Raw genomic sequence first — 26,012 nt, 5'->3', positions numbered from 1 at the left:
TAATACTTGGATGGTTAACCTTGACGACGCAAAGGATTGAAAGATGGACCAATCCATCTTCCAATCCTCCATGGTCGATAACAAGGCTCTGGAGAACTCCAGAGGAAATATATTCGACCCTAATTACTTCGAGTACAATTCGACGATTGCCTGCTCGTTGAAGCTCTCAGGAATCTGGTCGCGTTCTGGGTAAGTTACAAACTTACCTTGTAATTCAGAATTTTCCCACTCTAACCAGTTGTAACGTTTTGTGTTACGGCCAGCTAAGCTATTCTGAACTGCTTCAAGAGATTTTGATTTCTCACGTACTGAGATCAATTGACCAGGACGCAAAGAATAAGAAGGTACGTTTACAATTTCACCGTCAACAACGATGTGTTTGTGAACTACTAACTGACGGGCCGCACGACGCGTAGGAGCAATACCTAAACGGTAAACCGTGTTATCCAGACGAGCTTCGCATAATTTCAGCAGGTTTTCACCTGTGATACCTTCACGTACGGCTGCTTTATGGAAAAGATTTTCGAATTGTCTTTCCAAGATACCGTAAGTATATTTCACCTTTTGCTTTTCTTGCAATTGGAGAGAGTATTCGGACTTTTTACCCCGCTTGCCCTTGCCATGTTGGCCGGGACCATAGTTCTTGCGAGAAACAGCTTTACCTCCACCGAGAACGGCTGCATCGCCGAAACGACGAGAGATTTTTGCCTTGGGACCTGTGTAACGTGCCATGAAAATGTGTTGGATCGGATACTTCTGAAGTTATACTCCTGGAATCTATCCTGTTTCCTGTATCTTTTGAGTTGTCAAAAAGACAAGGTGATTGTTTGATTAATTGTTCGGCCCGATACTGATAATCACCAACCAGTGGAACCTAAATAGAGTAAGCGTACTCGTCGTTAACTAAACGCGACGACGCTTAGGAGGACGACAGCCGTTGTGTGGCAGGGGAGTAATGTCTTTAATCAACGTTACCTCAATACCTGAACCTTGGATCGTACGGATTGCTGATTCACGTCCTGAACCGGGTCCTTTTACGAAAACCTCAGCTTTACGCATACCAGCTTCATGAGCAACCTGAGCACAGTTGGCAGCAGCAACTTGAGCCGCATAAGGAGTGTTCTTTTTAGAACCCTTGAAGCCCATTTTACCAGCCGAAGCCCATGAAATTACCTGACCTTGGTTGTTGGTAATTGAAATGATAATGTTGTTAAACGTAGCTCTGATGTGAACCTGTCCAACAGGTTCTACCACTACGACCCGCTTTTTGGCTTTGTCTTTCCGTTTTGCCTGAGCCATTTCTGATGGTGTTGTTTGAGTTTTAAGTTTAAAGCCTGATTACTCAAACTTTAAACTTAAACTAATTATTTCGTTGCTTTCTTCTTGTTAGCAACCGTCTTACGCTTACCTTTCCGAGTACGAGAGTTGTTCTTCGTTTTCTGACCACGGAGTGGTAATCCTTTACGGTGACGAAGACCACGGTAACATCCGATATCCATCAAACGTTTGATGTTTAATTGGATTTCTGAACGCAAAGGACCTTCCGTCTTGTATTCAGAACTAATGACGTTACGAATCGCGGTTGATTCTTCATCATTCCATTCGCCAGCTTTTTTATCAACGCTAACGCCAGCTTTAGCTAAAATAGTGCGAGACAAGCTACGGCCGATGCCGAAGATGTACGTGAGAGCGATTTCTCCTCGCTTTTTGTCGGGAATGTCTACCCCTGCAATACGAGCCATATTTGGTCGGATAAGTTTGTACGCTCAAAATCGAGCGGAATTAACCTTGACGTTGTTTGAACTTAGGGTTTTTCTTGTTGATCACGAAGAGCTTTCCTTTGCGACGAATTACTTTGCAATCAGCACTACGCTTTTTGATCGAAGCTTTAACTTTCATTTTATTCAAGTTTTTCAGTCTTCAGATTTCAGTTAACTCCTGAAAAATGGAAACCAATTTGATTACTTGTAACGGTAGGTAATACGAGCCTTGGACAAATCATAAGGAGACATTTCCAATCTCACCTTATCTCCGGGAAGGATTTTGATGTAGTGCATCCGCATCTTTCCAGAAATGTGAGCGATTACTTCGTGCTTGTTTTCGAGCTGAACCCGAAACATTGCATTGGATAATGCTTCTAAAATGATTCCGTCAGTAGTTATAGAGCTTTGCTTTGCCATGTTTTTGGCTTAGGATAGGGATAATAATGTTAAGAAGTACTCGCCCTATCCTAATGTTTATGCGATGGCCATACTTCTTTCAGCCAGGACTTGCTCAATGTATTCGAAGGTAGTTAAGATCTCAGCTTTCCCTTTACGAACCGCTACAGTATGCTCAAAATGAGCTGCAGGCAGGCGATCGCTTGTACGGATAGTCCATCCATCTTTTTCTTGTACTACACTACGTTTACCCAGGGTAATCATAGGCTCAATTGCTAAGGTCATACCTTCTTTCAATTGAGGTCCCTGACCACGTCTTCCATAATTGGGGACTTCCGGGCCTTCATGAAGAAATTTGCCTACACCATGTCCGACTAACTCCCGGACCACTCCGTAACCAAACTGCTCCACATAACTTTGTACTGCAAAACCAATATCACCAATCCGGTTGCCAGCAACGGCTTTGTCTATTCCCTGAAAAAGAGACTCATACGTTCTTTTCAAAAGGGCCTTGACTTCAGGTTTTACTTCTCCTACGGGATAGGTAAAAGCACTGTCCGAATGGTAATCATTCAAAAAGACACCACAGTCAACTGAGATGATATCGCCTTCCTTTAATCGGTATCCGCTAGGGAAACCGTGCACGACTACTTCATTTACTGAAATGCAAAGTGCTGCAGGAAAGCCATTATATCCTTTGAAAGAAGGAGAACCCTTATGGTCGCGAATAAATTCCTCCGCTACTTTATCGAGTTCTTTTGTGGTAACTCCTGGATTAATCAGTTTAGCTACTTCCGCGTGAGCCTTACCCAAAACCTGAGCACTGATTTTGATTAATTCAATCTCCTCGTCAGTTTTGAGATAAATCATCTTCTAAAGAATTAAATAGTCGATACGCTTTCGGTAGTTCTACCTTGAACGCGACCTGATTTCATTAATCCCTCATAGCGACGCATGAGCAGATAACTTTCAATTTGTTGTAAGGTATCTAATACTACCCCTACCAGAATCAGCAGAGAAGTACCACCAAAGAATTGAGCAAAACCTTGAGAGATACCAAACAAGCGAGCAATAGAAGGCATTACGGCTACTAAAGCTAGCATGATAGCTCCTGGAAGAGTAATACGATCCAGAATCTGACCAATATATTCTGATGTTTCGAAACCAGGTTTTATACCAGGAATGAAGCCACCACTTCTCTTCATATCATCAGCAATTTGTTGAGGATTGACTGAGATCGCCGTATAGAAATACGTGAAAATAATGATCAGGAAACCGAATAGAACGTTATACTGCCAGTGATCATAGCTGTTGAATGCCTGAGCAATCGACTGAGCGGTGTCACTTTTTTCAGCAAAATATCCTGCTACTAAACCGGGAACGAACATCAAAGCCTGTGCGAAAATGATAGGCATTACACCTGCTGCATTCAGCTTTAATGGAATGTATTGACGCTGTCCACCTACTACTTTATTTCCAACAACCTGCTTCGCATATTGAACTGGAATTCGACGTGTAGCCTGCGTGATTAAAACTGCACCCATTACTACAAAGTAAAGAGCCACAAGTTCAACAACGAAAATCAAAGCACCACCAGTTCCTCTTGAGCCAGCTTCCTGTAATAAGGCTACAGGGAAACGAGCTACGATACCAATCATAATCAACAGAGAGATACCATTTCCAATACCTTTATCAGTGATACGCTCGCCCATCCACATACAGAAGATAGTACCAGAAATCAGGATAATAGTAGAGTAAATAGTAAACCAACTACGCTCGATCATCAGAGCTTCAGCTGGAATTTGTGACTGGGTATAAGCAATAGCCTGGGCTGTCGTCACGAAAATGGTTAAAACCCGAGTAATCTGGTTAAGCTTACGCCGTCCTGATTCTCCGTCTTTCTGCATTTTCTGGAAATAGGGTAATGCAATGGTCAACAGCTGAATTGCAATAGACGCCGAGATATAAGGCATAATCCCAAGAGCGAAAATTGATGCGTTTTGAAAAGCACCTCCTGAGAAGGTATTAATCAAATCAAGCAATCCGTTTCCCTGGCCTTTGGGAAGTCGAGCTGGATCGATACCAGGCAGGACAATGTATGACCCTATACGATAAACAGTAATGAACAACAGAGTGTTGAGGATCCGAGTACGGAGCTCCTCAATGGACCAAATGTTCTTGAGTGTAGTTATAAACTTGTTCATTCCCGCGAGGATTCAAATTCACCTGTCGTTCAACCGGATATTAAACCGTAACTGCTTTACCACCAACTTTTTCGATAGCTTCAGCAGCAGTTTTTGAAAAAGCGTGAGCTTTAATTTCTAAAGCTGATTTCACTTCTCCACGGCTTAAAACTTTAACGAGGTCGTTTTTACCAACCAGACCGTTATTGTAGAGCAGTTCGATGTCAACAACGGTAGCGTTTGTTTTTTCAACCAGCGATTGAATAGCATCAAGGTTGATACCTTTGTATTCAACACGATTCAGGTTGTTAAAACCAAACTTAGGTACGCGACGTTGTAAAGGCATTTGACCACCTTCGAAACCTCTTTTACGGCTATAGCCAGAACGAGACTGAGCTCCTTTGTGACCGCGAGCAGCAGTAGCTCCTTTACCAGAGCCTTGTCCACGACCCACACGCTTACCTACTTTCGTAGAGCCGGGGGCTGGTTTCAAATTGCTAAGATTCATTTTAGTATTGATTCAAAGAGTAAAACGAAGTTTACCCACTGAGTTCTTAGATTTCTTCTACTTGAATGAGGTGGTTCACTTTACGAATCATACCAGCAATGGCATCATTCAGCTCTACTTCCACACTCCGATTGATTTTGCCCAAACCCAGGGCTTTGATAGTACGCTTTTGGTTTTCAGGACGTTCAATCGTGCTGCGAACCTGAGTAAGTTTAACCTTTGCCATTTCTTTAAAGTTCTCTGTCTTTAATTCTTTATTCCTAAAAGTTTCAGGAATAAAGAATTAAGGAACTCTATGACTTATCCATTGAATACTGTTGCGAGCTTCACTCCACGCTGACGAGCTACCTCATGAGGAGCACGCATCTTAAGTAAAGCATCTACCGTAGCTTTAACTACGTTGTGAGGATTTGAAGATCCCTTAGATTTCGCTAATACGTCGCGGACACCAGCACTTTCCAGTACGGCACGCATGGCACCACCAGCGATAACACCCGTACCAGGAGCAGCAGGCTTCAGAAGAACGAATCCACCTGAAAACTTACCTTCCATGTCATGAGGTACCGTATGCTTCAGCAGAGGAACCTGAACGATGTTTTTCTTAGCATCTTCGATTCCTTTTGCAATTGCGTCTGTTACTTCATTAGCTTTACCTAAACCGTAACCCACAACGCCTTTGCCATCACCAACCACTACGATAGCAGAGAAGCTAAAGCGACGACCGCCTTTTACTACTTTGGCTACACGGTTGATAGCAACAACGCGTTCCTTCAAATCTGACTCGTTATACTTAGTAGGTCTGTTCGTTTGCATGATTCTTTGAAATTAGAATTGAAGTCCTCCTTCACGGGCTCCATCAGCTACTGCTTTAACTTTTCCGTGATACAGGTAACCGTTCCGGTCAAAGATTACAGCTTCAATACCTGCAGCTTTTGCTTTTTCAGCTACTTTCACGCCTACTTGCTTAGCCGCTTCAACATTATTTCCAGCTACACCTAATTCAAAAGAAGAGAAAGCGGCAATGGTTTTACCAGCTTCATCGTCAATGATTTGAGCATAAACACCTTTGTTAGAACGAAATACCGTTAAACGTGGACGCTCAGGTGTACCGGCTATTTTACTACGGATGCTACGCTTGATGCGTAACCGCCGAGAGTCTTTTGTAGTTGCCATTGTTTACTATGATTTTGTGGATTACCGACCCACTTACGTTGAAATAAAAAGCTTTAAAAACTTCTATGAAGCGTTCAAAGCTTTTTATTAATAATTTATTTCTTACCAGCCGCTTTACCAGCTTTACGACGCACGAATTCACCAGTGAAGCGAATACCTTTGCCTTTGTAAGGCTCAACTTTACGCAGAGACTTAATTTTGGCAGCGACCTGGCCGATTAGTTGCTTATCAATACCTTCCAAAACCACTTTAGGGTTTTGACCTTTTTCCATTGCTGTAGAAACCTTCAATTCAGAAGGAATAGCAACGAAAATGCTGTGTGAGTAACCTAAAGCTAATTCAAGGATGTTACCTTGGTTAGAAGCTTTATAACCTACCCCAACGATTTCCATTTCCGTACGGTAGCCAGTGCTCACACCGATTACCATATTGTTGATCAGGGCACGGTACAGACCGTGAAGTGCCTTATGACGTTTTTGCTCGGTAGGGCGAACCACTTGTAACTCGCTTCCTTCGATTTCTACCGTGATGTCTGGGTCGATAGCTTGTGACAGTTCCCCTTTAGGTCCTTTAACTGTAACCAGGCTTTTGTCAACATTTACCGTTACGCCAGCGGGCAGAGTAATGATTTTTTTACCAATGCGTGACATGGTATCTTTCTTTTAAAATGAATTAGCGGAGGTTTTCAGTGGTAAGATTACCCTCCGCTAATTCAAATGTTAATTAATAAACGTAGCAAAGTACTTCGCCACCCACATTCAGGGTACGAGCTTCTTTGTCCGTCATAACACCTTTCGACGTTGAAAGAATAGCGATGCCTAAACCATTCAACACCCGAGGAAGCTCTTTCGAACCAGAGTACTTGCGAAGACCTGGCTTACTGATCCGGGTTAACTTCACAATGGCCGACTGTTTCGTCAGGGGATTGTATTTTAAGGCAACTTTGATGGTTCCTTGTACGGAAGCCTCATCGTCGAATTTGTAACTTTGAATATAGCCTTTCTCAAAAAGAACTTTTGTAATCTCTTTCTTGAGATTGGAAGCCGGGATCTCGACGATTCTGTGGCGAGCCTTGATGGCATTCCTCAGACGGGTCAAGTAATCTGCAATCGGATCCATGAAAGAATATGATTTTGCTACGGGCCGCTCAAACGGCTCGCAAAATTAGAGAATCAAAATGGATACACCAAAAAATTACCAGCTGGATTTTGTTACGCCCGGAATTTTTCCATCAGAAGCCATTTGACGGAACGTAACACGGCTGATACCAAACTTCCGCATGTAACCTCTTGGACGACCGGTCAGTTTGCAACGATTGTGCAAACGTACGGGGGAAGCGTTACGGGGAAGTTTATCGAGACCTTCGTAATCGCCGGCCTCCTTAAGAGCTTTGCGTTTCGCTGCATACTTAGCTACCAGACGCTCGCGTTTCCGCTCTCTTGCTTTGACTGATTCTTTTGCCATTTTGTTTGCTTATAATTGGTCCCCGTCCTTTTCAGAATTGAAGTAACGGGGGATCAATAATTACTTTTTTTGTCCAGCAAAGGGCATTCCTAAAGCCTTCAGCAGTTCTAAGCTTTCAGCATCAGAGTTAGCTGTAGTAACGAACGTGATATCCATACCTGAGATTTTCTGAACCTTATCGATTGAGATTTCAGGGAAGATGATTTGTTCTTTTACACCTAAAGTGTAGTTACCACGACCATCAAAACCTTTGTCGCTAATTCCTTTGAAGTCACGAACGCGGGGCAGAGCGATTGCGGTCAGACGATCCAGGAATTCGTACATTTTTTCGCCACGAAGCGTAACTTTTGCTCCGATAGGCATGTTCTCGCGAAGTTTGAAGTTCGAAATTGCTTTCTTAGAGATCGTTGCTACGGCTTTCTGACCCGAGATAATCGTAAGCTCTTCTACACCTACGTCTACCAGTTTCTTGTCAGCTACGGCAGCACCGATACCTTTATTGATCACAATTTTTTCCAGCTTCGGTACTTGCATCACCGATTGGTACTGGAATTTCTCCTTCAACGCAGGAACTACTTCGTCAAAGTACTTTTCTTTTAATCTGGGAGTTGCCATTGATGCGAATGGTTTGTGGATTTCCGACCCACGATTTGAAATGGAAACTAAAAACCGGTTGAATCCGATTCTTAGCTAATTAAATAAGGTTACCGCTTTTCTTGCTGTAACGTTGGGTTTTACCCTTTTCGTTCAGTTTGCGGCCCGTGCGGGAAGCTTCTCCGGTCTTCGGGTCTACCACTTTCAGGTTACTGATGTGGATAGGACTTTCGATTTCCTTGATTTCTCCCTGAGGGTTAGTCGCTGAAGGTTTCACGTGTTTCTTAACCAAGTTAACACCTTCAATGATAGCCCGTTGCTTTTCGCGGTCTACAGATTTGATAACGCCTTGTTTTCCTTTGGCATCACCGGCGATTACTAGAACCGTATCACCACTGCGGACGTGAAGCTTCACTTGCTTTTGCTTTTCCATTGTTTGATTTCGTACGATTATCCTGAGTGATTAGAGCACTTCAGGAGCCAGCGAAACAATTTTCATGAATTGCTTTTCACGCAATTCGCGAGCAACCGGTCCGAAGATCCGGGTACCCCGAGGTTCGTCCTGGTTATTAAGAAGTACAACGGCGTTATCTTCGAAACGGATATAAGATCCATCTTTCCGGCGTATTTCTTTTTTCGTACGAACCACAACGGCTTTAGACACCGTTCCCTTTTTCATGTTTGAAGAAGAGAGGGCCTGCTTTACGGTTACCACGACTTTATCGCCGATGGATGCATAACGCTTGCCCGTACCGCCCAACACACGGATTACCAGTACCTCTTTGGCACCACTATTGTCCGCTACGCTACATCTAGATTCTTGCTGAAGCATGTCTTTGCTGAGATTTCAGTTTTTCAGTTTCCAGTTTAGCTACCAGAAGTATGCCCTATCCTGCAAACTGAAAAACTGCCTGATTACTTGGCTTTTTCGATGATTTCAACCAAACGCCACCGTTTGTTTTTAGACAAGGGACGGGTTTCCATCACTTTGATAGTATCGCCGACGCCACAATCATTGTTTTCGTCGTGTACCATCAATTTGGTCGTTTTCTTTTGGAATTTACCGTAGATTGGGTGCTTCACTTTCCGCTCGACGGTAATTACCACCGACTTATCCATGCTGCTGGATACCACCCGACCAAATCTGACTTTTCTGAGCTTACGTTCTACTTCCATTGTGGAATTTGCTTTATGCCTATTGAAGGCAGTTCTAGCGAGCGTTTAGTTCGGTCGTCATCCGGGCGATAAGCTTACGGGAAGTCCGAATACGCATCGGGTTTTCGATTGGAGAAATAGCATGAGCAAATTGTAAGCGGCTCAGTGCTTCTTTTTCCTGGGCAATTTGTTGACGGAGATCCTCCGTGCTTAACGCCCGAATGTCTTGAATTTTCATTGTCTTAATGTAATTACGTTATCAGTTATCTACTGGGCTGTTTTCCATATGTCGGATAACAGTTAACGAATCACTAGTTAGCTGCTTCCTGATAATCCCGACGTACTACGAATTTCGTACGAAGAGGTAATTTTTGAGCGGCTAACCGGAGAGCTTCCTGAGCCAATTCTAAGGGAACACCCGTTGATTCAAAAAGAATAGTTCCGGGTTTTACGTTCGCTACCCAATACTCGGGAGCACCTTTCCCTTTACCCATCCGAACCTCTGCTGGTTTCTTAGTGATAGGCTTATCAGGGAAAATACGAATCCATACTTGGCCTTCCCGTTTCATCGCACGGGTAACGGCGATACGAGCCGCTTCAATCTGGCGAGCCGTAATACGGCCGGGCTCCAGCGATTTGATTGCAAACGAGCCGAAGGAAATTTCGTGGCCCCGCGTTGCAAGACCCTTGATCCGACCTTTCTGCTGTTTGCGGAATTTGGTTCTTCTAGGTTGTAACATGATCGTTGAGTTCTTTAGAGTCTGAAGCCATAATAACTTATGACTTACAACCTAATTAGCGACGTCCTCCCTGGCCACCGCCACGGTTTCCACCACCCTGGCCACCGCGATTGTTTCCACCGCCACGGTTGTTGTTATTGCCGCCACGGTTGTTGTTACCGCGTCCACGGTCGCCACCACCTTCACCACGACCGCGACGATTTCCACCATCACGATCATCACCACCGCGTCCGCCACGACGATCACCACGATCAGAACCTCCACGAGTTTCAGCGTTACCAGCGTTTAAGCCAGCGTTAACTACTGAAAGATCACGTTTGCCGTATACCTCTCCTTTGAAGACCCAGATCTTGATACCGATCTTTCCGTATACAGTTTGAGCTTCTGAAATAGCGTAGTCGATGTCAGCACGTAAAGTATGCAGAGGGACACGTCCTTCTTTGTACTCTTCCGTACGAGCCATTTCGGCTCCACCTAAACGGCCTGACAAGCGAACTTTGATACCTTGTGCTCCTACACGCATGGCTGAAGCGATTGCTTGCTTCATCGCACGACGGAAAGAGATACGAGCTTCTAACTGTTGGGCGATCGTTTCGCCTACCAGTTTCGCATCGACTTCAGGACGCTTGATCTCGAAGATATTGATCTGAACATCTTTGCCAGTCAATTTCTTGAGCTCTTCTTTAATTTTATCAACTTCATTACCACCTTTACCGATGACAACACCTGGACGAGCCGTGTTGATCGTTAAAGTTACCCGCTTCAGCGTACGCTCGATGATTACTTTCGAGATCGCACCTTTTGGAATACGAGCGGCAATGTATTTACGAATCGTTTCGTCTTCTACCAGCTTTTCAGCGAAGTTCTTTCCACCGTACCAGTTGGATTCCCAACCACGTACAATACCTAGACGAAGACCTACAGGGTTTACCTTTTGTCCCATGGTGTGTTACGCTTCCGTGTTTTCGGTTTTAGTTTCTTCTGCCTTGGCTTTACTAGCTACTACAAGCGTTACGTGATTAGAACGCTTACGTACCCGATATGCACGACCTTGTGGAGCCGGACGAAGACGTTTCAGGAATGCTCCACCATCTACGAAAATAGTTTTTACGTAGAGATCAGCATCTTCCAGCTTTACTTCTTCGCCGAATTTCTCCTGCCAGTTTGCAATTGCCGACAGCAGCAACTTTTCCAGACGCGGAGAGCCCGACTTAGGCTGATATTTTAAAATCGCCAACGCTTTGTTTACTTTCTGGCCACGAATTAAATCGGCAACCAGACGCATTTTCTGAGGCGACGTCGGGACGTTATTAAGTTTTGCGATTGCTTCCATTACTTAGTTGTCAGTTTTTGGTTCTTAGTTTTCAGTAACCAGTGATTAAGCATCCGTCAACTGAAGACTGCCAACTGTAAACTGGTTTATCGTTTTCCTTTGTCCTTTTTAGCGACGTGGCCACGGAAATTACGAGTCGGAGCGAATTCGCCCAGTTTATGACCCACCATGTTTTCCGTCACGTACACAGGGATAAACTTATTACCGTTATGCACGGCGAAAGTGTGACCCACGAAGTCAGGAGAAATCATCGAACGACGCGACCAGGTTTTGATAACCGATTTCTTTCCTGCTTCATTCATTACCTCCACTTTGTTGGAGAGGCGAAAATCAATATAGGGGCCTTTTTTAAGTGAACGTGCCATTATTTCTTCCGCTTGCTAATGATTAACTTGTTGGATGCCTTCTTCTTGTCGCGAGTTTTCTTACCTTTCGCTAAGAGACCCGTACGTGAACGAGGGTGACCTCCTGAGGCCCGGCCTTCACCACCACCCATGGGGTGATCAACTGGGTTCATTGCTACACCACGTACACGAGGACGACGACCTAACCAACGCTTACGACCGGCTTTACCCAGGCTTTCGTTCATGTGATCGGCGTTAGATACTGAACCTACGGTTGCAACACCATTGCCTAACACCATGCGAGTTTCGCCTGAAGGCAGTCGCAGAATTACATATTTTCCATCACGACCTACAATCTGAGCGTATGTTCCGGCACTACGAGCCAATTGGCCACCTTTGCCAGGCTTTAACTCAATATTGTGAACAATCGTACCGATTGGTAATGCAGAAAGTACGGATGCATTTCCTACTTCAGGAGCAACACCTTCGCCAGACAAGATCGTCTGACCTACGGTCAAACCTTGAGGAGCGATGATATAGCGTTTTTCTCCGTCGGTATATTGAACTAAAGCGATACGAGCTGAACGGTTAGGGTCATACTCGATTGTCTTTACTTCTGCGGCTACACCTTGTTTATCGCGTTTGAAATCGATAATACGGTATTTACGCTTGTGGCCACCACCGATATAACGCATGGCTCGGCGACCCTGATCATTACGACCACCTGATTTTTTCAGAGGCTCTAAGAGACTCTTTTCAGGTTTGCTAGCCGTAATCTCATTGAACGTCGGGGCCGAACGAAAACGGGTTCCCGGCGTAACAGGCTTCAACTTCTTGATTGCCATTGGGATTATTTGCTACGGTCAGGCTATGTCCTCCTATGCCAGCCTAACCTGTTCAAAACGCATCCTGGAGGATGGGGATGTTTATTAAATACCTTGATAGAAATCGATTACTTCACCTTCGGCAACAGTAATGATCGCTCTCTTGATGGTGGAAGTTTGACCAGTCGTGATACGAGTACGCGTGCTACGAGATTTTTTCTTCCCGATTTGACGGATCGTGTTCACAGACTCAACTTTCACACCATACATCTTTTCGATGGCCTTCTTAATTTCGACCTTATTGGCCTTAAGAGCCACTTCGAAGCCATACTTACCCTGCTCGTTCTGAGCCGTAGACTTTTCAGTCAGCAAGGGGCGAATGATGATGCTCATAATTTTTTGTCGTCAATCGTTAGGTACCTTTCGGACCAACGGATTAGTTCAATAATGCTTCGATTTTTTCTACTGCACCTTCAGCAATGATCACACGATCAGCATTCAGTAATGCGTAGGTTGTCAACTGATCTGCGGGAAGCACATTAGCTTTAGGCAGGTTACGAGCCGACAGGAATACATTGTTGTCAGCCGTTGGCAAAACCAGCAAAGTTTTCGCTTCAGCGATCTGAAGTGCATTCAGAACTGAAATGTATTGCTTGGTTTTAGGTCCTTCAAAAGTGAAGTTTTCTACGACTGTCACTACGCCTTCTTTCGCTTTAGAAGCCAAAGCAGACTTACGAGCCAGACTCTTCACTTTTTTGTTCAATTTAAAGGAGTAATCGCGGGGCTTAGGACCAAATACACGAGCACCACCTTTAAAAATGTTAGCTTTGAAAGAACCGTGACGAGCTCCGCCGGTACCCTTCTGACGCATCAGTTTGCGGGTTGAGCGAGCTACCTCCCAACGTTCTTTAGACTTGTGCGTACCCTGACGCTGATTAGCCAAGTACTGCTTAACGTCGAGCCACATTACGTGCTCATTAGGTTCGATTCCGAACACTCCGTCTGAAAGCGTTACTTTCTTTCCCGTGTCTTGGCCTTGAATATTAAATACGGACAGTTCCATTTTCTTGTCAAGTGCTACTATGAGAGTAGATTAAGGTGAGGATTCACGTTAATCCTATTTCTCAAGAATTACGAACGAATTTTTTGCACCCGGAACTGAACCGCTGATAACGATCAGGTTTTGCTCAGGATACACTTTAAGTACTTGCAGGTTTTGGATTTTAACGCGGTTGTTACCCATACGACCTGCCATGCGAAGACCCTTGAATACTCGTGAAGGGAATGAGCAAGCTCCGATAGAACCTGGGTGACGTTGACGGTTGTGCTGACCGTGAGTCTGGCCACCAACTCCACCAAAACCATGACGTTTTACTACACCCTGGAAGCCACGACCTTTAGCCGTTCCGATAGCGTCAACGAATTCGCCTTCAGCGAATAAAGTGGCGTCAATCGTTGCTCCTAAATCCAGAGATTGTTCGAACGTTTTGAACTCTACCAATTTCCGCTTGGGTGTAGTTCCGGCCTTTTTGAAGTGGCCAGCCAAGGGCTTAGAGGTATTTTTTTCTTTTTTGTCGCCGAAACCTAATTGAACAGCTTGGTAGCCATCCGTTTCGACGGTCTTTACTTGCGTCACGACGCAGGGACCGGCTTCAATCAGCGTACAAGCAACGGCAGAACCGTCAGCATTGTAGAGGCTGGTCATGCCAATTTTCTTCCCAATAATACCAGACATCTTCTTGATTTTTAATTGGTTATCAGCTCTCCCACCCGGGGGCCTCAGAAAACGGACTGCAAAAGTAGCACTTTTTCCGCTGTTTCCCGTATCAAGACAGAAAATCCCTTATATTTTTTTGAAAACCAGTAATGTACCGAGAAAAGAAAGCAGAGAGGAGACTTGCCTATGGAGTGCGTCAGAAGATTTCTACAGTACTATAGAGACACGCACCTCATTCCCTTTGCCAGGGAAAGCATCCTGTCAGCTTACTACTCAACTCTAAATAATTGGGCATTCAATGATTAGAGCCAGTAACAGTCCTGACGTTCAAAATCGGGAAATTGCCGAATTTTAACGTTGAATCGAACAACAATCGCTTGATAATCAGTAACTCAGGCAGTTCTGCCAACCACTCTGAGCAAATAGCTTTTTGTTCGATTCCTAAACAGAGTTGCAAAATAACAGCGTTTCTATTTGATAAACAAGTATTTACCTAAAGATTTTATAAATATTTTTGAAACGTCTCTATTCCCTTCTTTTTCTTAAAATTCTTCTATCTGAAAAAATTATCTATCAGCGTCTTAAACTAGTAATTTTCTCAGTTTCAATGTGTTGACTTTATGTTCGCCTTACGGCTCTTTTCTATTTATTGATGACCTTATCAATAGGCCTACTCTTTAGTGAAAAGGTGGTCGATTATACGCTGTATACGTTGCTAATCCGCACTATTCTGGCCATTGTTCGTATGAGTTAGTAAGGTATAGTTATAAAAAATCGGTAAGCCTGCTTTCGCACCCTTACCGATTCACTAGCGTCTATAAACCTATTCTTATTGAGCAATGGCCTCTTTAGCCATTGCGATCAATTGTTCAGGCGTTTTTGCTCCAGCTTCGGTTAATACCACTTCTCCTTCAAAATCAATGAAGAACAACGTGGGATAACCTCTTACGGGATAACGATCCAATAGCCTTGGACCCTCTCCCGATTCCATATCCATCTTCACATTAATGAAATTGCTATTATAAAACTCTCCCAATTGTTTATTGGGGAATGATTTCGTTTGCATCCATTTGCAGGGACCACACCAGGTTGTATACGCATCCAGGAAAATCATCTTGTTTTCGGCCCTTGCTTTCGCTAAAGCCTGTTTCCAGGTGCCGTGAAAGAATTGGATTCCCTCTTTTTTAGGTTCATCCGAAGCATTGGTTTGGAAAGTCAGCCCGGTTAGCAGCAGGATTACTACAAGTCGAAGTGTTTTCATATCGTTAAACAAGAAGGGATTTATCAGAATTAATAACGTGAAGTTCGCTGGGAAAAGTCTTTTGTCCAACTAATTAACAAATAAAAAGAGCCTTTCTTCCGAAAGGCTCTTTTTATTTGTTACTAAACTTCTTTATGCGTAAGTATTAAGCATTACCGGCATCACCAGCATCAGAATATCCTCGTTTTCGTCCTGCTCGTTCGGAACCAGAATTCCGGCCCGATTGGGTGCAGATAAACGAAGTTGTAACTGATTTGTGCTTAAGTTGCTTAGCATCTCAATCAGGAACTTAGCGTTAAAGCCAATTTCCAGATCATCTGCGTCGTATTCGCAAGTTAAACGTTCCGATGCTTCGTTGGAGTAATCTAAATCTTCGGCAGAAATTACCAGCTCATCTTTAGAAATCCGCAAACGAATCTGATGCGTCGTTTTGTTGGCGTAAATCGAAATCCGGCGTAAAGAACCTAATAACTCCAGACGGTTAATGGTCAGAATGTTAGGATTATTGACGGGGATTGCATTTTCATAGTCCGGGAAACGCTCATCGATCAATCGGCAAATCATTTTGATATTACCAAACGTGAAAAACGCATTGGACTGACTGAAGTCTGCCTTCACCAAAGTATCATCCGAAGGTAGGGTCGACTTTAGCAGGTTTAAAGCCTTCCGGGGGATAATCATCGTACTGGTATTCGACGATTTCAGATCCTGACGACGGTAACGCACCAGACGGTGACCATCCGTAGCCACGAAAGTAGCATTAGCCTCACCCAGTTGCAGGAACATTCCTGTCATGTTCGGACGCAGATCGTCTGTACTTGCTGCAAAGCTTGTGTTCGCAATTGCCTTGCCTAGTACTTCAGCCGCTACTTCGATGGATAAGGTTTTATTAACTGCTGGAACTTTCGGGAAATCAATCGGATTCTCACCGGAAAGTTTGTAACGCCCATTTTCAGAAATGATTTCTGTACCGAAGGTCTCGGCATCAATTTTGAAGGTAATGGGTTGTTCCGGTAAACCACGGAGGGTATCGAGCAATAATTTGGCAGGAACTGCAATAGAGCCTTTATCGGAAGATTCTACCTCTATTTCAGTAATCATAACGGTTTGTAAATCCGAGGCCGTTACGGTCAGTATAGTCCCTTCGAGCTGAAACAGGAAGTTTTCCAGAATCGGAACGATCGGATTGGATGCTACGACCCCGTTGATAGCCGCCAATTGTTTCAACAATGCCGAAGAGGAGACAATAAATTTCATTGACTATCAGAAGTTTAAACGAGTTTAAACAAAAAATTTCCGGATACCCGAAAATAGAATTTAGAGAGCGAAAGTACAACAATTTGTTAAACCTTATGAGATTTATTTACCAGTGCTAAAAACTTTACGTAGATTTTAATAACAGGCTTTCCTGAAATTGACTCAACTCCAAGGGATGTCTACCTTTGCTTTGCTAAAGAAGTCTGGTCATTTTTCCCCATTCTTCTCCTCAATGTAGATGAAGCTCTACTATCATTAATCTGAAAGTCAGAAAGTTTCCTGGAATCAATTAAGCATTATTATTTAGCCTTATGCCCTTTATACCTCATCGTTGTTTAGTACTTATTTTGGCTATTCCCTTGTTACTACTAGAATGTACACCGGCAGAACTTCAGACTCCCCCGAGCCCTGATGAAGAACTTGGACAACTCTTTGTGGATGTCCAAATGAAGGAGCTATTCCCTGACTCCAAGACCTTTGCGGATGCCGAGCCTCTGATTCCTGCTAAGCAGATTCTGAAGGCTTACGAAGAGGAAAAAACGAAAGACGGTTTTGATTTGCGAGCCTTCGTGAATCAGTACTTCCGTTTTCCTGATGCTCCCAACAGTCACTTTGTTTCGGATACCTCTCTTTCACCCGAAGCTCATATTAACGCCCTATGGCCTATTCTAACTCGCAAGCCTACGGGTGATGTGAAAGGGTCGCTTTTGTCCCTTCCCCGCAGTTATGTAGTTCCTGGTGGACGTTTCGGCGAGATTTATTACTGGGACAGTTACTTTACTATGCTGGGACTTCAGGTTTCGGAGAAAGATTCGCTCATAGAAGGGATGGTTTCCAACTTTGCCCATCTGATTCGTTACCAGGGTCATATTCCCAACGGAAACCGAAGTTATTACCTGAGTCGTTCGCAGCCTCCCTACTTCTCATTAATGGTGAAGTTGCTGGCCGAAACTCGGAATAATGATCAAATCGTGGTTCAGTATTTACCCGAAATGCTGAAAGAATATTACTTCTGGATGGGTGCAGCCAATGAGGATGATCTGAAAAAGACAAATGACCTCAAACCAGGTGAAGCCTATCGGCGGGTGGTTCGCCTTTCAGGGGGGTATAATCTGAATCGTTACTATGATGATAGTCCGACGCCACGCCCGGAGGCTTACAAAGAAGACGTCTCTGTAGCTCAGCATACAGGGCGTAAAGCCGAAGATGTTTACCGGGACATTCGGGCGGGTGCCGAATCCGGTTGGGATTTTTCTTCCCGCTGGTTACGCGACGGCAAGTCGCTGACCAGTATTCATACGACGGACATTATTCCGGTAGATTTGAATTGCTTGTTGTATGAGCTTGAAATGACGCTTTCGGAGGCTTATGCTCTGATGGAAGATCAGCAGCACAGTCAGAGTTTCAAGAATCTGGCTGAAAAGCGTAAAAAAGCCATTTTACAATATTTCTGGAATCAGGAGGATGGGTTTTTCCACGATTATGACTTCGTTGAAGAAAAGCAAACCCCTATCCTTTCGTTAGCAGCGGTCTATCCCCTTTTCTTTAAAATTGCCACTGACGAACAAGCTCAGAAAGTAACTCAGCGGCTGAAAGACGAATTTCTGCAACCCGGCGGGTTAACGACTACGTTAATGACTACGGGTCAGCAGTGGGACGCTCCCAACGGTTGGGCTCCTTTACATTGGATGGCTATTGTGGGTTTGCGTAATTACGGCCAAAAAGAATTCGCCGAAAAGGTAAAGGATGTTTGGGTAGAAGAAAATATCCGGGTCTATAAAGCGACGGGTCGTATGGTGGAAAAGTATAATGTATACGATATTTCGCTCTTGGGCGGCGGCGGTGAATACCCGCTTCAGGACGGCTTTGGCTGGACAAACGGCGTATTACTTAAGTTACTCTCAGAAGATAAAAAGTAATAATTTAACGTATTAAAAATAAGAATTTACCGAAGCGATCTGGCGAAAGTCCAGGTCGCTTTTTTCGTATACAAATGTTTCCAACGGCATTAATACGTTTGAATTAGCTATGCTTTCACGGCAGGCAAAAACCATAAATTTAAGCAATTTTTAGTAATCCTGAAAAGCATTATACCTAATCATTTTTCTACAAAACTTAACGATTGAAAAATTAGGTTTTTTCCCCGGCAATCATAAAATTGCCATTCGTTTGCCTTTGAAATAAGCACGGTATCAGGGGGTTTAACCGCATTTTTTCTCTCCTGAAAACCGAATATCAATCATTTTTAAACCTCAAAACAGGATGAATTTTTACTAGTTCTCCCGTTCACTGATTGATCTGGCGGTCCTTCCCGCTTTAAACCTATGAAAGTCGCTACCTCCCAACCCTTCTGCCTCATTTATTCGCTCTATCAACACGAGTACCTGGGCTATCTGTGGGAACCCTTTATTGTGCAATTAAATGACCGGAATGAGCTGACCTTACTTCATCAGTCCATCTCCTCTAAAAATATTGATGAATTTGCGGAACGACTCGACGAAGCTGATTTTGAACTTGTTCGACTGATCGACGCCATTCAGCAGGAAGTGGTTATCAAGAGGTTCAGTTCGAAGAAGACTACGCCAACGGATTTTTTTCTTAAGGTATTTGATAAGCATAAAGGCGATAAAAATCTTCAGGACTCCATCTGCCATTACATCGAACATCACCGGGCCAGGATATGTCCGCTATTACCCGGCAAGCGGGTTTTTGTGATGGGTAACGATGGCAACCCGATTCGTGAAGAAGTCGAGATTTTAGCCGAACCCGCCAGTGTTCGTTTTCATGTGATGCGAAACGCGGATAACACCCATTATTACCCTACGATTCGCCATCAGGGTGTAAAGGTAGAGTTTCAGCACCGGGATGCTATCTTACTCGGGGAAGACCCGGCGTGGTTATTACTGGATTCTAAACTCTATCATTTCAAGCCAGCCGTTGATGGAAAAAAGCTTAAACCCTTTTTCCATAAGAAGTTTATCGTTATTCCGAAAAGCATCGAAGAAGACTATTACCGCAAGTTTGTGTCTTCGTTAATCACGCTTTTTGACGTATATGCCAAAGGGTTTGAAATCCGTTCGGAAGTCTTCCGCCCTACCCCTTTACTGAACCTCAGCGAAGCTGTTTCAAGTGTAGATTCGGTAGCTGCGGCGAATGGGGCCGCTGTGGCTACTGATAACGACGTTACCCTGACTTTGTCCTTTCAGTACGGCGATTACAGTTTCCGGCTGGATAACTTCTCGCATACTTCCAACGTAAGTATGGAAACGCAGGGGAATGAATACATTTTTCATAAAATCAAACGGGATATCCTCAAGGAAAAGGAAACCGTTCGTATGCTTCGCGAGCGTAACCTTCACCTTAAAAACGGTCAGGTTGTTCTCCCTAAATCCGAAGCGTTCACCTGGATTCAGGATCATTATGAACCTTTGAAAGAGCAGGGATTCGTGATTAGTCAGAACCCGACGGATCATAAGCGTTATTTTCTGGGTTACTCTTCGTTGCAACTGTCCATTAATGAAAATCGCGACTGGTTTGACATTTTCGCGGTGGTTCGTTTTGGGGAATTTGAGATTCCATTTTTGCAGTTAAAACAGCTTATTCTGGATAAAAAACGCGAATTCAGCTTACCAAACGGCGAAATCGCAGTAATTCCTGATTCCTGGTTTACCCAGTATTCCGAGCTTTTTGCTTTTGCTAACGATCATGAAGATCAGACCCACCTCATTCTTCAGAAACACCACATCTCGCTGGTGCAGGAGTTACAGGAAGAAAGTCTGGCTGACACCATCATTAACCGTAAACTGGAAAAACTACGGGATTTCGAAGAAATTGAGGAATACCCCACACCTGCTGGCCTCAATGGAACTTTACGTCCTTACCAGAAAGCCGGGTATGACTGGCTTCGATTCCTGAATCAGTACCAGTTTGGCGGCTGCCTGGCGGATGATATGGGTTTAGGCAAAACCCTGCAAACGCTTTCCTTATTGCAATCCCAGCACGAGAACGGAGCCCGTGAAGCAACCTTAATTGTGATGCCTACGTCGCTGCTTTATAACTGGCAACTCGAAGTTCAGAAGTTTACGCCCCAGTTACGAGTGCTGGTTTATACGGGCACGTACCGGGAAAAAAATACAGAGTTATTCAATCAATACGACATTATATTAACCTCTTATGGCATTGTTCGGATTGATGTCGATTTACTAAAGCATTATCATTTCCATTACATCATTCTGGACGAATCTCAGGCGATTAAAAACCCTGGATCTAATATTTCTAAAGCCCTTAGCCAGCTTCAGAGCCGTCATCGGCTTATTTTAAGCGGAACACCGCTGGAAAACAGTACGATGGATTTATGGAGTCAAATGAACTTCGTTAATCCGGGCTTATTGGGCAGTCAGTCTTTTTTCAGAAACGAGTTTCAAATTCCAATTGAGAAAAAAGGCGACGATAAAAAGCGTCAGCGTTTGTACAGCATTATCAAACCTTTTATGCTGCGAAGACACAAATCGCAGGTGGCGACGGAGTTACCCGAAAAAGTCGAATCAATTCAGTATTGCGAAATGACGGAAGAGCAGGAAAAAGCTTACGAAGAAGCGAAATCCTATTATCGAAACATGATTTTGCAACACATTGAAGAAGAGGGGATTGCGAAGTCACAAATGGTAGTATTACAGGGCTTAACCCGATTGCGGCAGTTGGCCAATCACCCGCGAATGATTGATGGTGAATACGAATTCAGCTCCGGGAAACTCGAAGAAGTATTGGCCAAAATTGAAACTGTAGTGGGCGAAAAGCATAAGATTCTCATTTTTAGCCAATTCGTTAAACACCTGGATATCATTCGAACCGAGCTGGAAGAACGCGGATTTTCGTACGCTTATCTGGACGGAAACACACAGGATCGCCAGGGACAAGTGGAATTATTTCAGAATAACGAAGAAATTCCCATTTTCCTGATTTCGCTAAAAGCGGGGGGCTTGGGACTTAACTTAACTGCTGCCGACTACGTTTTCATTCTCGATCCCTGGTGGAATCCTGCCATCGAAGCTCAAGCCGTAGATCGGGCTCACCGCATTGGGCAGGATAAGACCGTTTTCACCTATAAATTCATTTCGCAGAATACCGTTGAAGAGAAAATTCTGGCCTTGCAGCATTCCAAACAACGACTGGCCAGCGAACTCATTACCACCGAGGATACCTTCGTAAAATCCCTGTCCCGGGAAGACGTGCTAACCTTATTAGCATAGAAATCAGGGATTTTACTTCTCACAACCTGACCACTGTACGTGAATACTGTGAAGACCATGTATCTTTGCAGCATTAAACTTACAGTGGTCGTGGCACGTCAGAAACTTCAATTTTTTGCTCATAACATCCAGGCAGATAATGTGCTGGAAGCTCCCAAACCCATCTTCCAAGAAATCAAAGGACAGTGGAATGAACGCTATTTCAAAAACAACAATCCCATCGTCGTTGAGATTGGTTGTGGAAAAGGCGAATACAGTAATGGACTGGGAAAACTCTTTCCAGAAAAGAATTTTGTAGGGGTAGACATGCGAGGCGATCGCCTTGCCCGGGGCAGTAAAGTCGCAATCAATGCGGGCCTTACCAATGTCGCCTTTCTCCGCACTCGGGTTCAGGATATTTATCAGTTTTTCGCGGAAGACGAAGTAGATGAAATCTGGGTTACCTTTCCCGACCCGCGTCCGCGTAACCGTGACATCAAGCGTCGGTTAACACATCCCCGTTTTCTGAACATGTATGCTTCCATGTTAAAAAAAGACGGCTTATTTCACCTGAAAACGGACAGCGATAGTCTCTTTGAATATACTTTAGAAACGCTGGAGCCGTTTGGCTGTGAAAACCTGACTCACACGTGGGATTTGTACGAATCGGATCTGAACATGCGTCACTTTGGAATTAAAACCAAGTACGAAGCCTTATTTTATGATCAGGGATTCAGCATCAAGTATCTGAGCTGTAATCTTACTCCTAAAGTCATCGTAAGTCCCCTGCAAATGGCAATGGATGCGGCTGACGAAGAAGTAACCTCCGATCTGGAAAATAACGTTTAGAGACTATCTAAAAGGATTTCCTTTCCTTCAAGATGACAGGTTGGGTGGTGTTTATTTTACCCACAGCGAAGGAGCTTACTTACCTTTCGTACGTATGAGATCAATACCAAAAGAGAGGGCGTGGAATCGAATATTCCACGCCCTCTCTTTTGGTAGCTCTGGTTTGTTAAACGCCCTGCATCATACTCAGTTTTCGATACATCCCTTCTTGCTGACCCAGTAACTCGGCATGCGTACCTTTTTCAATGATTCGGCCCTGCTGAAGTACTAAAATCTGGTCGGCATGCTGAATGGTACTTAAGCGGTGGGCAATGACCAGGGTGGTCCGATTTTTCATCAGACGGGTCAAGGCTTCCTGCACCAGCTTTTCCGATTCCGTATCCAGAGCTGAAGTGGCTTCATCCAGAATCAGAATCGGTGGATTTTTCAAAATGGCCCGGGCAATGGAAATCCGCTGCCGCTGTCCACCCGAAAGCTTTCCACCCCGATCCCCAATGAAAGTCTGATACCCATGCGAAGTCTGGGTAATAAACTCATGAGCGTTCGCAATACGGGCCGCTTCCTCTACTTCCTCCTGCGTGGCCTTACTTCCAAAAGCGATGTTGTTAAAAATCGTATCATTAAAGAGAATGGATTCCTGGGTAACAATACCCATCAAATCACGCAGAGAATGCTGGGTAACGGTTCGGATGTTAACCCCGTCAATCAGAATTTCTCCTTTGGTTACATCAAAAAATCGCGGGATCAGATCGGCAATGGTTGACTTTCCGCTACCCGATGAACCCACCAGAGCAACGGTTTGTCCTTTAGGAATAGTCAGGGAAATGTTTTTCAGTACTTCAATGCCGGGCTGATACTCAAAGGAAATATTCCGCAGTTCAATCCCCTGTTTGAAATCTTTGATCACTCCTGCATTCGGAGCATCCTCCACAGCCATCGGCGTATCCATCAAAGCAAAAATCCGGTCAGCGGAGGCCTTTCCCCGCTGCATACCCGAAATAGAATTGGAAATCTCCTTTGCCGGACGAGTTACCTGTGAAAACAGCACGATGTAAGCAATGAAATCTTTGGCATCCATCCCGCCGCTGCCTGATAACACCAGGCTACCACCGTATAACAAAACGCCTGCTACGACAAAGACGCCCAAAAACTCGGACATGGGAGAAGCCAGTTCCTGGCGATAAATCATATTCCGCCAGACCCGGTAATAGCGAGTATTCTCTTTATTAAACTTTTCCGCGATGAATGGTTCTGCATTAAACCCTTTCACCACCCGAATGCCCCCGAACGATTCTTCAATGACGCTCAGGATGTTTGCCATTGTTAATTGCACATCGGCAGCGTGTTCTTTCAGTCGTTTGCTCAGTAAGCCAATAATGGCTCCTGACAAAGGAATAACAATCAGTGAGAAAAACGTTAGTTCTACCGAGAGGTAAAAAAGCGTAATGAAGTAACCAATCAAGAGTATGATTTCTTTGAAAATGGCCCCGAAAGCCCGACCAATGGAGCCTTCTACTTCCAGGATATCCGTTGTGAGGCGGGCCATTAAATCCCCTTTTCGTTCGTTATTAAAAAAGCCCAGGTGCAGCCGAATAATCCGATCAAATACAGAAGAACGCAAATTTCGAATGGTGGCTCCTCTCATCTTCTCGATAATGCGACTGGAGAGGTAACGAAAGATGTTTGATAAAAAAACGGAACTGATAATAACGATGCAGACAAATTGCAGAGCCGCCATTTTACTGTGATTGACGGTTGAATCGTACAATTGATACTTGAACAGTTCGATGAAGTATTCTGGGTTGAAATGGAATTCGGGCTTGGCGACTACCTCGGCAGGCTTGACATCGAAAAGCACGCCTAACAAAGGACCAATCAGGGCAAAATTAAGGATACCAAAAATGCTTCCCAACAACGAAAAAACCAGATAGGGAGCTATAAAACGTCCTAAAGGTTGGGCATACTGCAGAAGTCTTAGATATGTTTTCATGGGTAAACACCAAAGGTTAGCAATGCGATGGGCGGATTTTCAGACCAATTTCAGGGAAGTTATGCACAAAAGTACACAGATACCTTACAGTTACTTCTACATCCAACCGCTCGCTCTTGCTTTTGTTCTAATAAATAATCCGAGTACGGTCGTTTTTTTGATACGCTGAGGCCCAATCAATCCTCCCGTCAGCGGTGCTTTTTAGTTAACTTGCCGCCTTTCTGAAGTAACTTCTACCATGAGTAACAACACGAGCATTCATAAATTTCTGATTGGCCTGAGCTTATTAAGCTCGTTTTCGCTGTTTTCCTGCCAGTCCGAAGAAGAAGTAAAACGCCAGCAATACGTGGCGGAGGGCTTCGAGTTATATAAAAACAGTTGCATGAACTGCCATCAGGCTCAGGGCGAGGGAATGGCCAAACTATATCCGCCCCTGGCGAATGCTGATTTTCTTACGGAGAAGAATAAAGCTTTGGTAATCTGTGGCATTCGTCACGGATTCCAGCAACCGTTGACCGTCAATGGCCAGGTTTATCACCAGACGATGCCGGGTAACGCCGCTCTGAAAGCCCTGGATATTGCAGTATTAACTACGTTTTTATACAATGAATGGGGTAAAGAGAAGAAAATCACGGATGTACAGGAAGTGGAAAAAGCTCTGGCAAAGTGTCCCTAATTATTCGGGCAGATCATTCACCTGCATCTGGCTGTTACGCACTTTTCCTAAACCATACTGTTTGAAATCTTGTGTAGCCACCAGACCTGTGCCATGGGTAACGCCCGTTGGCGTGCGGCTTGTGACGGGCCGATCTGTATAAATTCGTTTCTGATCGGGGCTCCAGAAAAGTTCGTCGGTTTCGAGCGTTTCCTGCTTGATTCGGTTTTCAATTCGCACGTTACCAATCATGCGATAAATATTCTGCATACGAATGTAACGACCTGAATCGGCTCGCAGCCAGGTATGCTCCGTTCCGGCTTTATCGTAAAAGTATAACTTGACCTCCTTCGTAAAAACGCGATCACCGTTGAGCATGTCCAGTTGAACGGGCGTTAACATACGAATGACTTTGTGTCCTGAGTCACTGTAAATCATCTGGATGTCATAGGTTTCCTGCTGCGGACCCAGGTAGGTCGCAGGCTTGCTTTGTTTTTCTTCTTCGCAAGACCCTAAAAAGAGCATACTCACAAGCATTAAGCCCGTGAGTATGAAATATTTAAATAGCTTCATGGGTT

General features: G+C 44.2%; 35 protein-coding genes. 4 read left to right on the top strand and 31 right to left on the bottom strand.

Annotated elements, in window-relative coordinates; genetic code table 11:
* Positions 1-123 precede the first annotated feature (123 nt).
* The 29 genes from rpsD to dnaN all read right to left on the bottom strand — a co-directional run bounded on the left by rpsD (position 124) and on the right by dnaN (position 16,712).
* The gene (gene rpsD, locus QE357_RS03170) at positions 124-732 is read right to left on the bottom strand and encodes a 30S ribosomal protein S4 (protein WP_106636757.1); all 609 of its coding nucleotides are present in this window, start codon (positions 730-732) and stop codon (positions 124-126) included.
* A gap of 171 nt (positions 733-903) precedes the next feature.
* A complete protein-coding gene (gene rpsK, locus QE357_RS03165; RefSeq protein WP_094816379.1) occupies positions 904-1,299 on the bottom strand; it encodes a 30S ribosomal protein S11 in 396 nt (131 codons plus the stop codon).
* Positions 1,300-1,364: 65 nt separating this feature from the next.
* Positions 1,365-1,742, bottom strand: coding sequence for a 30S ribosomal protein S13 (rpsM, locus tag QE357_RS03160; protein WP_094816377.1), 378 nt, complete (start codon positions 1,740-1,742; stop codon positions 1,365-1,367).
* Positions 1,743-1,782: 40 nt separating this feature from the next.
* Complete coding sequence (gene ykgO, locus QE357_RS03155) at positions 1,783-1,899, bottom strand: type B 50S ribosomal protein L36 (RefSeq protein WP_094816375.1); 117 nt, start codon at positions 1,897-1,899, stop codon at positions 1,783-1,785.
* Between the two features lie 62 nt (positions 1,900-1,961).
* Positions 1,962-2,180 (bottom strand): translation initiation factor IF-1, encoded by a 219-nt coding sequence (gene infA / locus QE357_RS03150; RefSeq protein WP_093200805.1) that lies wholly within the window; start codon positions 2,178-2,180, stop codon positions 1,962-1,964.
* A 57-nt stretch (positions 2,181-2,237) separates the two neighbouring features.
* A complete protein-coding gene (map, locus tag QE357_RS03145) occupies positions 2,238-3,029 on the bottom strand; it encodes a type I methionyl aminopeptidase (protein WP_309705754.1) in 792 nt (263 codons plus the stop codon).
* An 11-nt stretch (positions 3,030-3,040) separates the two neighbouring features.
* The gene (gene secY, locus QE357_RS03140) at positions 3,041-4,363 is read right to left on the bottom strand and encodes a preprotein translocase subunit SecY (RefSeq protein ID WP_309705752.1); all 1,323 of its coding nucleotides are present in this window, start codon (positions 4,361-4,363) and stop codon (positions 3,041-3,043) included.
* Between the two features lie 40 nt (positions 4,364-4,403).
* Complete coding sequence (gene rplO, locus QE357_RS03135) at positions 4,404-4,850, bottom strand: 50S ribosomal protein L15 (RefSeq protein WP_106636754.1); 447 nt, start codon at positions 4,848-4,850, stop codon at positions 4,404-4,406.
* A 46-nt stretch (positions 4,851-4,896) separates the two neighbouring features.
* Positions 4,897-5,076: a 50S ribosomal protein L30 gene (rpmD, locus tag QE357_RS03130; RefSeq protein ID WP_094816367.1), complete on the bottom strand. Its 180-nt coding sequence runs from the start codon at positions 5,074-5,076 to the stop codon at positions 4,897-4,899.
* Positions 5,077-5,150: 74 nt separating this feature from the next.
* On the bottom strand, positions 5,151-5,663 hold the full coding sequence (gene rpsE, locus QE357_RS03125) for a 30S ribosomal protein S5 (protein WP_106636753.1): 513 nt from the start codon (positions 5,661-5,663) through the stop codon (positions 5,151-5,153).
* Positions 5,664-5,675: 12 nt separating this feature from the next.
* The gene (gene rplR / locus QE357_RS03120; protein ID WP_106636752.1) at positions 5,676-6,023 is read right to left on the bottom strand and encodes a 50S ribosomal protein L18; all 348 of its coding nucleotides are present in this window, start codon (positions 6,021-6,023) and stop codon (positions 5,676-5,678) included.
* Between the two features lie 95 nt (positions 6,024-6,118).
* Positions 6,119-6,673 (bottom strand): 50S ribosomal protein L6, encoded by a 555-nt coding sequence (gene rplF / locus QE357_RS03115; RefSeq protein ID WP_106636751.1) that lies wholly within the window; start codon positions 6,671-6,673, stop codon positions 6,119-6,121.
* Positions 6,674-6,746: 73 nt separating this feature from the next.
* Positions 6,747-7,142 (bottom strand): 30S ribosomal protein S8, encoded by a 396-nt coding sequence (rpsH, locus tag QE357_RS03110; RefSeq protein WP_106636750.1) that lies wholly within the window; start codon positions 7,140-7,142, stop codon positions 6,747-6,749.
* A gap of 75 nt (positions 7,143-7,217) precedes the next feature.
* Complete coding sequence (gene rpsN / locus QE357_RS03105; RefSeq protein WP_093200782.1) at positions 7,218-7,487, bottom strand: 30S ribosomal protein S14; 270 nt, start codon at positions 7,485-7,487, stop codon at positions 7,218-7,220.
* 60 nt (positions 7,488-7,547) lie between these two features.
* Entirely contained in the window at positions 7,548-8,102 is a 555-nt protein-coding gene (gene rplE, locus QE357_RS03100; RefSeq protein WP_106636749.1) for a 50S ribosomal protein L5, read from the bottom strand.
* 79 nt (positions 8,103-8,181) lie between these two features.
* On the bottom strand, positions 8,182-8,514 hold the full coding sequence (gene rplX / locus QE357_RS03095) for a 50S ribosomal protein L24 (protein ID WP_106636748.1): 333 nt from the start codon (positions 8,512-8,514) through the stop codon (positions 8,182-8,184).
* 30 nt (positions 8,515-8,544) lie between these two features.
* Complete coding sequence (rplN, locus tag QE357_RS03090; RefSeq protein WP_094816351.1) at positions 8,545-8,913, bottom strand: 50S ribosomal protein L14; 369 nt, start codon at positions 8,911-8,913, stop codon at positions 8,545-8,547.
* A gap of 83 nt (positions 8,914-8,996) precedes the next feature.
* The gene (rpsQ, locus tag QE357_RS03085) at positions 8,997-9,257 is read right to left on the bottom strand and encodes a 30S ribosomal protein S17 (RefSeq protein WP_106636747.1); all 261 of its coding nucleotides are present in this window, start codon (positions 9,255-9,257) and stop codon (positions 8,997-8,999) included.
* Positions 9,258-9,291: 34 nt separating this feature from the next.
* Positions 9,292-9,474 (bottom strand): 50S ribosomal protein L29, encoded by a 183-nt coding sequence (rpmC, locus tag QE357_RS03080; RefSeq protein WP_106636746.1) that lies wholly within the window; start codon positions 9,472-9,474, stop codon positions 9,292-9,294.
* A gap of 73 nt (positions 9,475-9,547) precedes the next feature.
* Positions 9,548-9,976 (bottom strand): 50S ribosomal protein L16, encoded by a 429-nt coding sequence (rplP, locus tag QE357_RS03075; protein ID WP_106636745.1) that lies wholly within the window; start codon positions 9,974-9,976, stop codon positions 9,548-9,550.
* A gap of 55 nt (positions 9,977-10,031) precedes the next feature.
* Positions 10,032-10,919: a 30S ribosomal protein S3 gene (gene rpsC / locus QE357_RS03070; RefSeq protein ID WP_309705736.1), complete on the bottom strand. Its 888-nt coding sequence runs from the start codon at positions 10,917-10,919 to the stop codon at positions 10,032-10,034.
* Positions 10,920-10,925: 6 nt separating this feature from the next.
* Complete coding sequence (gene rplV, locus QE357_RS03065; protein WP_106636743.1) at positions 10,926-11,309, bottom strand: 50S ribosomal protein L22; 384 nt, start codon at positions 11,307-11,309, stop codon at positions 10,926-10,928.
* 86 nt (positions 11,310-11,395) lie between these two features.
* Positions 11,396-11,674, bottom strand: coding sequence for a 30S ribosomal protein S19 (rpsS, locus tag QE357_RS03060; protein WP_093200757.1), 279 nt, complete (start codon positions 11,672-11,674; stop codon positions 11,396-11,398).
* On the bottom strand, positions 11,674-12,498 hold the full coding sequence (gene rplB, locus QE357_RS03055) for a 50S ribosomal protein L2 (RefSeq protein WP_106636742.1): 825 nt from the start codon (positions 12,496-12,498) through the stop codon (positions 11,674-11,676). The genes rpsS and rplB overlap by 1 nt, the downstream gene beginning before the upstream one ends.
* An 84-nt stretch (positions 12,499-12,582) precedes the next feature.
* Positions 12,583-12,870 carry a 50S ribosomal protein L23 gene (gene rplW, locus QE357_RS03050; protein WP_106636741.1) on the bottom strand — a complete coding sequence of 96 codons (288 nt, stop codon included), beginning with the start codon at positions 12,868-12,870 and terminating at the stop codon, positions 12,583-12,585.
* Between the two features lie 43 nt (positions 12,871-12,913).
* The gene (gene rplD / locus QE357_RS03045; RefSeq protein ID WP_106636740.1) at positions 12,914-13,540 is read right to left on the bottom strand and encodes a 50S ribosomal protein L4; all 627 of its coding nucleotides are present in this window, start codon (positions 13,538-13,540) and stop codon (positions 12,914-12,916) included.
* Positions 13,541-13,594: 54 nt separating this feature from the next.
* Positions 13,595-14,212, bottom strand: coding sequence for a 50S ribosomal protein L3 (gene rplC, locus QE357_RS03040; protein WP_106636739.1), 618 nt, complete (start codon positions 14,210-14,212; stop codon positions 13,595-13,597).
* A gap of 811 nt (positions 14,213-15,023) precedes the next feature.
* Positions 15,024-15,455: a DUF255 domain-containing protein gene (locus QE357_RS03035; RefSeq protein ID WP_309705730.1), complete on the bottom strand. Its 432-nt coding sequence runs from the start codon at positions 15,453-15,455 to the stop codon at positions 15,024-15,026.
* Between the two features lie 132 nt (positions 15,456-15,587).
* Positions 15,588-16,712, bottom strand: coding sequence for a DNA polymerase III subunit beta (dnaN, locus tag QE357_RS03030; RefSeq protein ID WP_307141974.1), 1,125 nt, complete (start codon positions 16,710-16,712; stop codon positions 15,588-15,590).
* 311 nt (positions 16,713-17,023) lie between these two features.
* Between dnaN and treF the strand changes: the two genes are divergently transcribed.
* The 3 genes from treF to trmB all read left to right on the top strand — a co-directional run bounded on the left by treF (position 17,024) and on the right by trmB (position 22,789).
* Complete coding sequence (gene treF / locus QE357_RS03025) at positions 17,024-18,631, top strand: alpha,alpha-trehalase TreF (RefSeq protein WP_106636736.1); 1,608 nt, start codon at positions 17,024-17,026, stop codon at positions 18,629-18,631.
* A 405-nt stretch (positions 18,632-19,036) separates the two neighbouring features.
* The gene (locus tag QE357_RS03020; protein ID WP_309705727.1) at positions 19,037-21,961 is read left to right on the top strand and encodes an SNF2-related protein; all 2,925 of its coding nucleotides are present in this window, start codon (positions 19,037-19,039) and stop codon (positions 21,959-21,961) included.
* A gap of 90 nt (positions 21,962-22,051) precedes the next feature.
* Positions 22,052-22,789 (top strand): tRNA (guanosine(46)-N7)-methyltransferase TrmB, encoded by a 738-nt coding sequence (gene trmB / locus QE357_RS03015; protein WP_232793687.1) that lies wholly within the window; start codon positions 22,052-22,054, stop codon positions 22,787-22,789.
* A gap of 166 nt (positions 22,790-22,955) precedes the next feature.
* Here the strand turns inward: trmB and QE357_RS03010 are convergent, their stop codons facing one another.
* Positions 22,956-24,779 (bottom strand): ABC transporter ATP-binding protein, encoded by a 1,824-nt coding sequence (locus tag QE357_RS03010; RefSeq protein ID WP_106636733.1) that lies wholly within the window; start codon positions 24,777-24,779, stop codon positions 22,956-22,958.
* 238 nt (positions 24,780-25,017) lie between these two features.
* On the opposite strand from QE357_RS03010, the gene QE357_RS03005 reads away from it, so the two are divergent.
* Complete coding sequence (locus QE357_RS03005) at positions 25,018-25,455, top strand: cytochrome c (protein WP_309705724.1); 438 nt, start codon at positions 25,018-25,020, stop codon at positions 25,453-25,455.
* On the opposite strand, the gene lptC is transcribed toward QE357_RS03005, so the two are convergent.
* Complete coding sequence (lptC, locus tag QE357_RS03000; RefSeq protein WP_106636731.1) at positions 25,456-26,007, bottom strand: LPS export ABC transporter periplasmic protein LptC; 552 nt, start codon at positions 26,005-26,007, stop codon at positions 25,456-25,458. It lies immediately after the preceding gene.
* Between the last annotated feature and the right edge of the window lie 5 nt (positions 26,008-26,012).

The organism is Siphonobacter sp. SORGH_AS_0500, from assembly GCF_031453245.1.
Taxonomy (GTDB): domain Bacteria; phylum Bacteroidota; class Bacteroidia; order Cytophagales; family Spirosomataceae; genus Siphonobacter.
The sequence above is the reverse complement of the archived record's forward strand: the minus strand, read 5'-3'. Positions and strand labels throughout refer to the sequence as shown.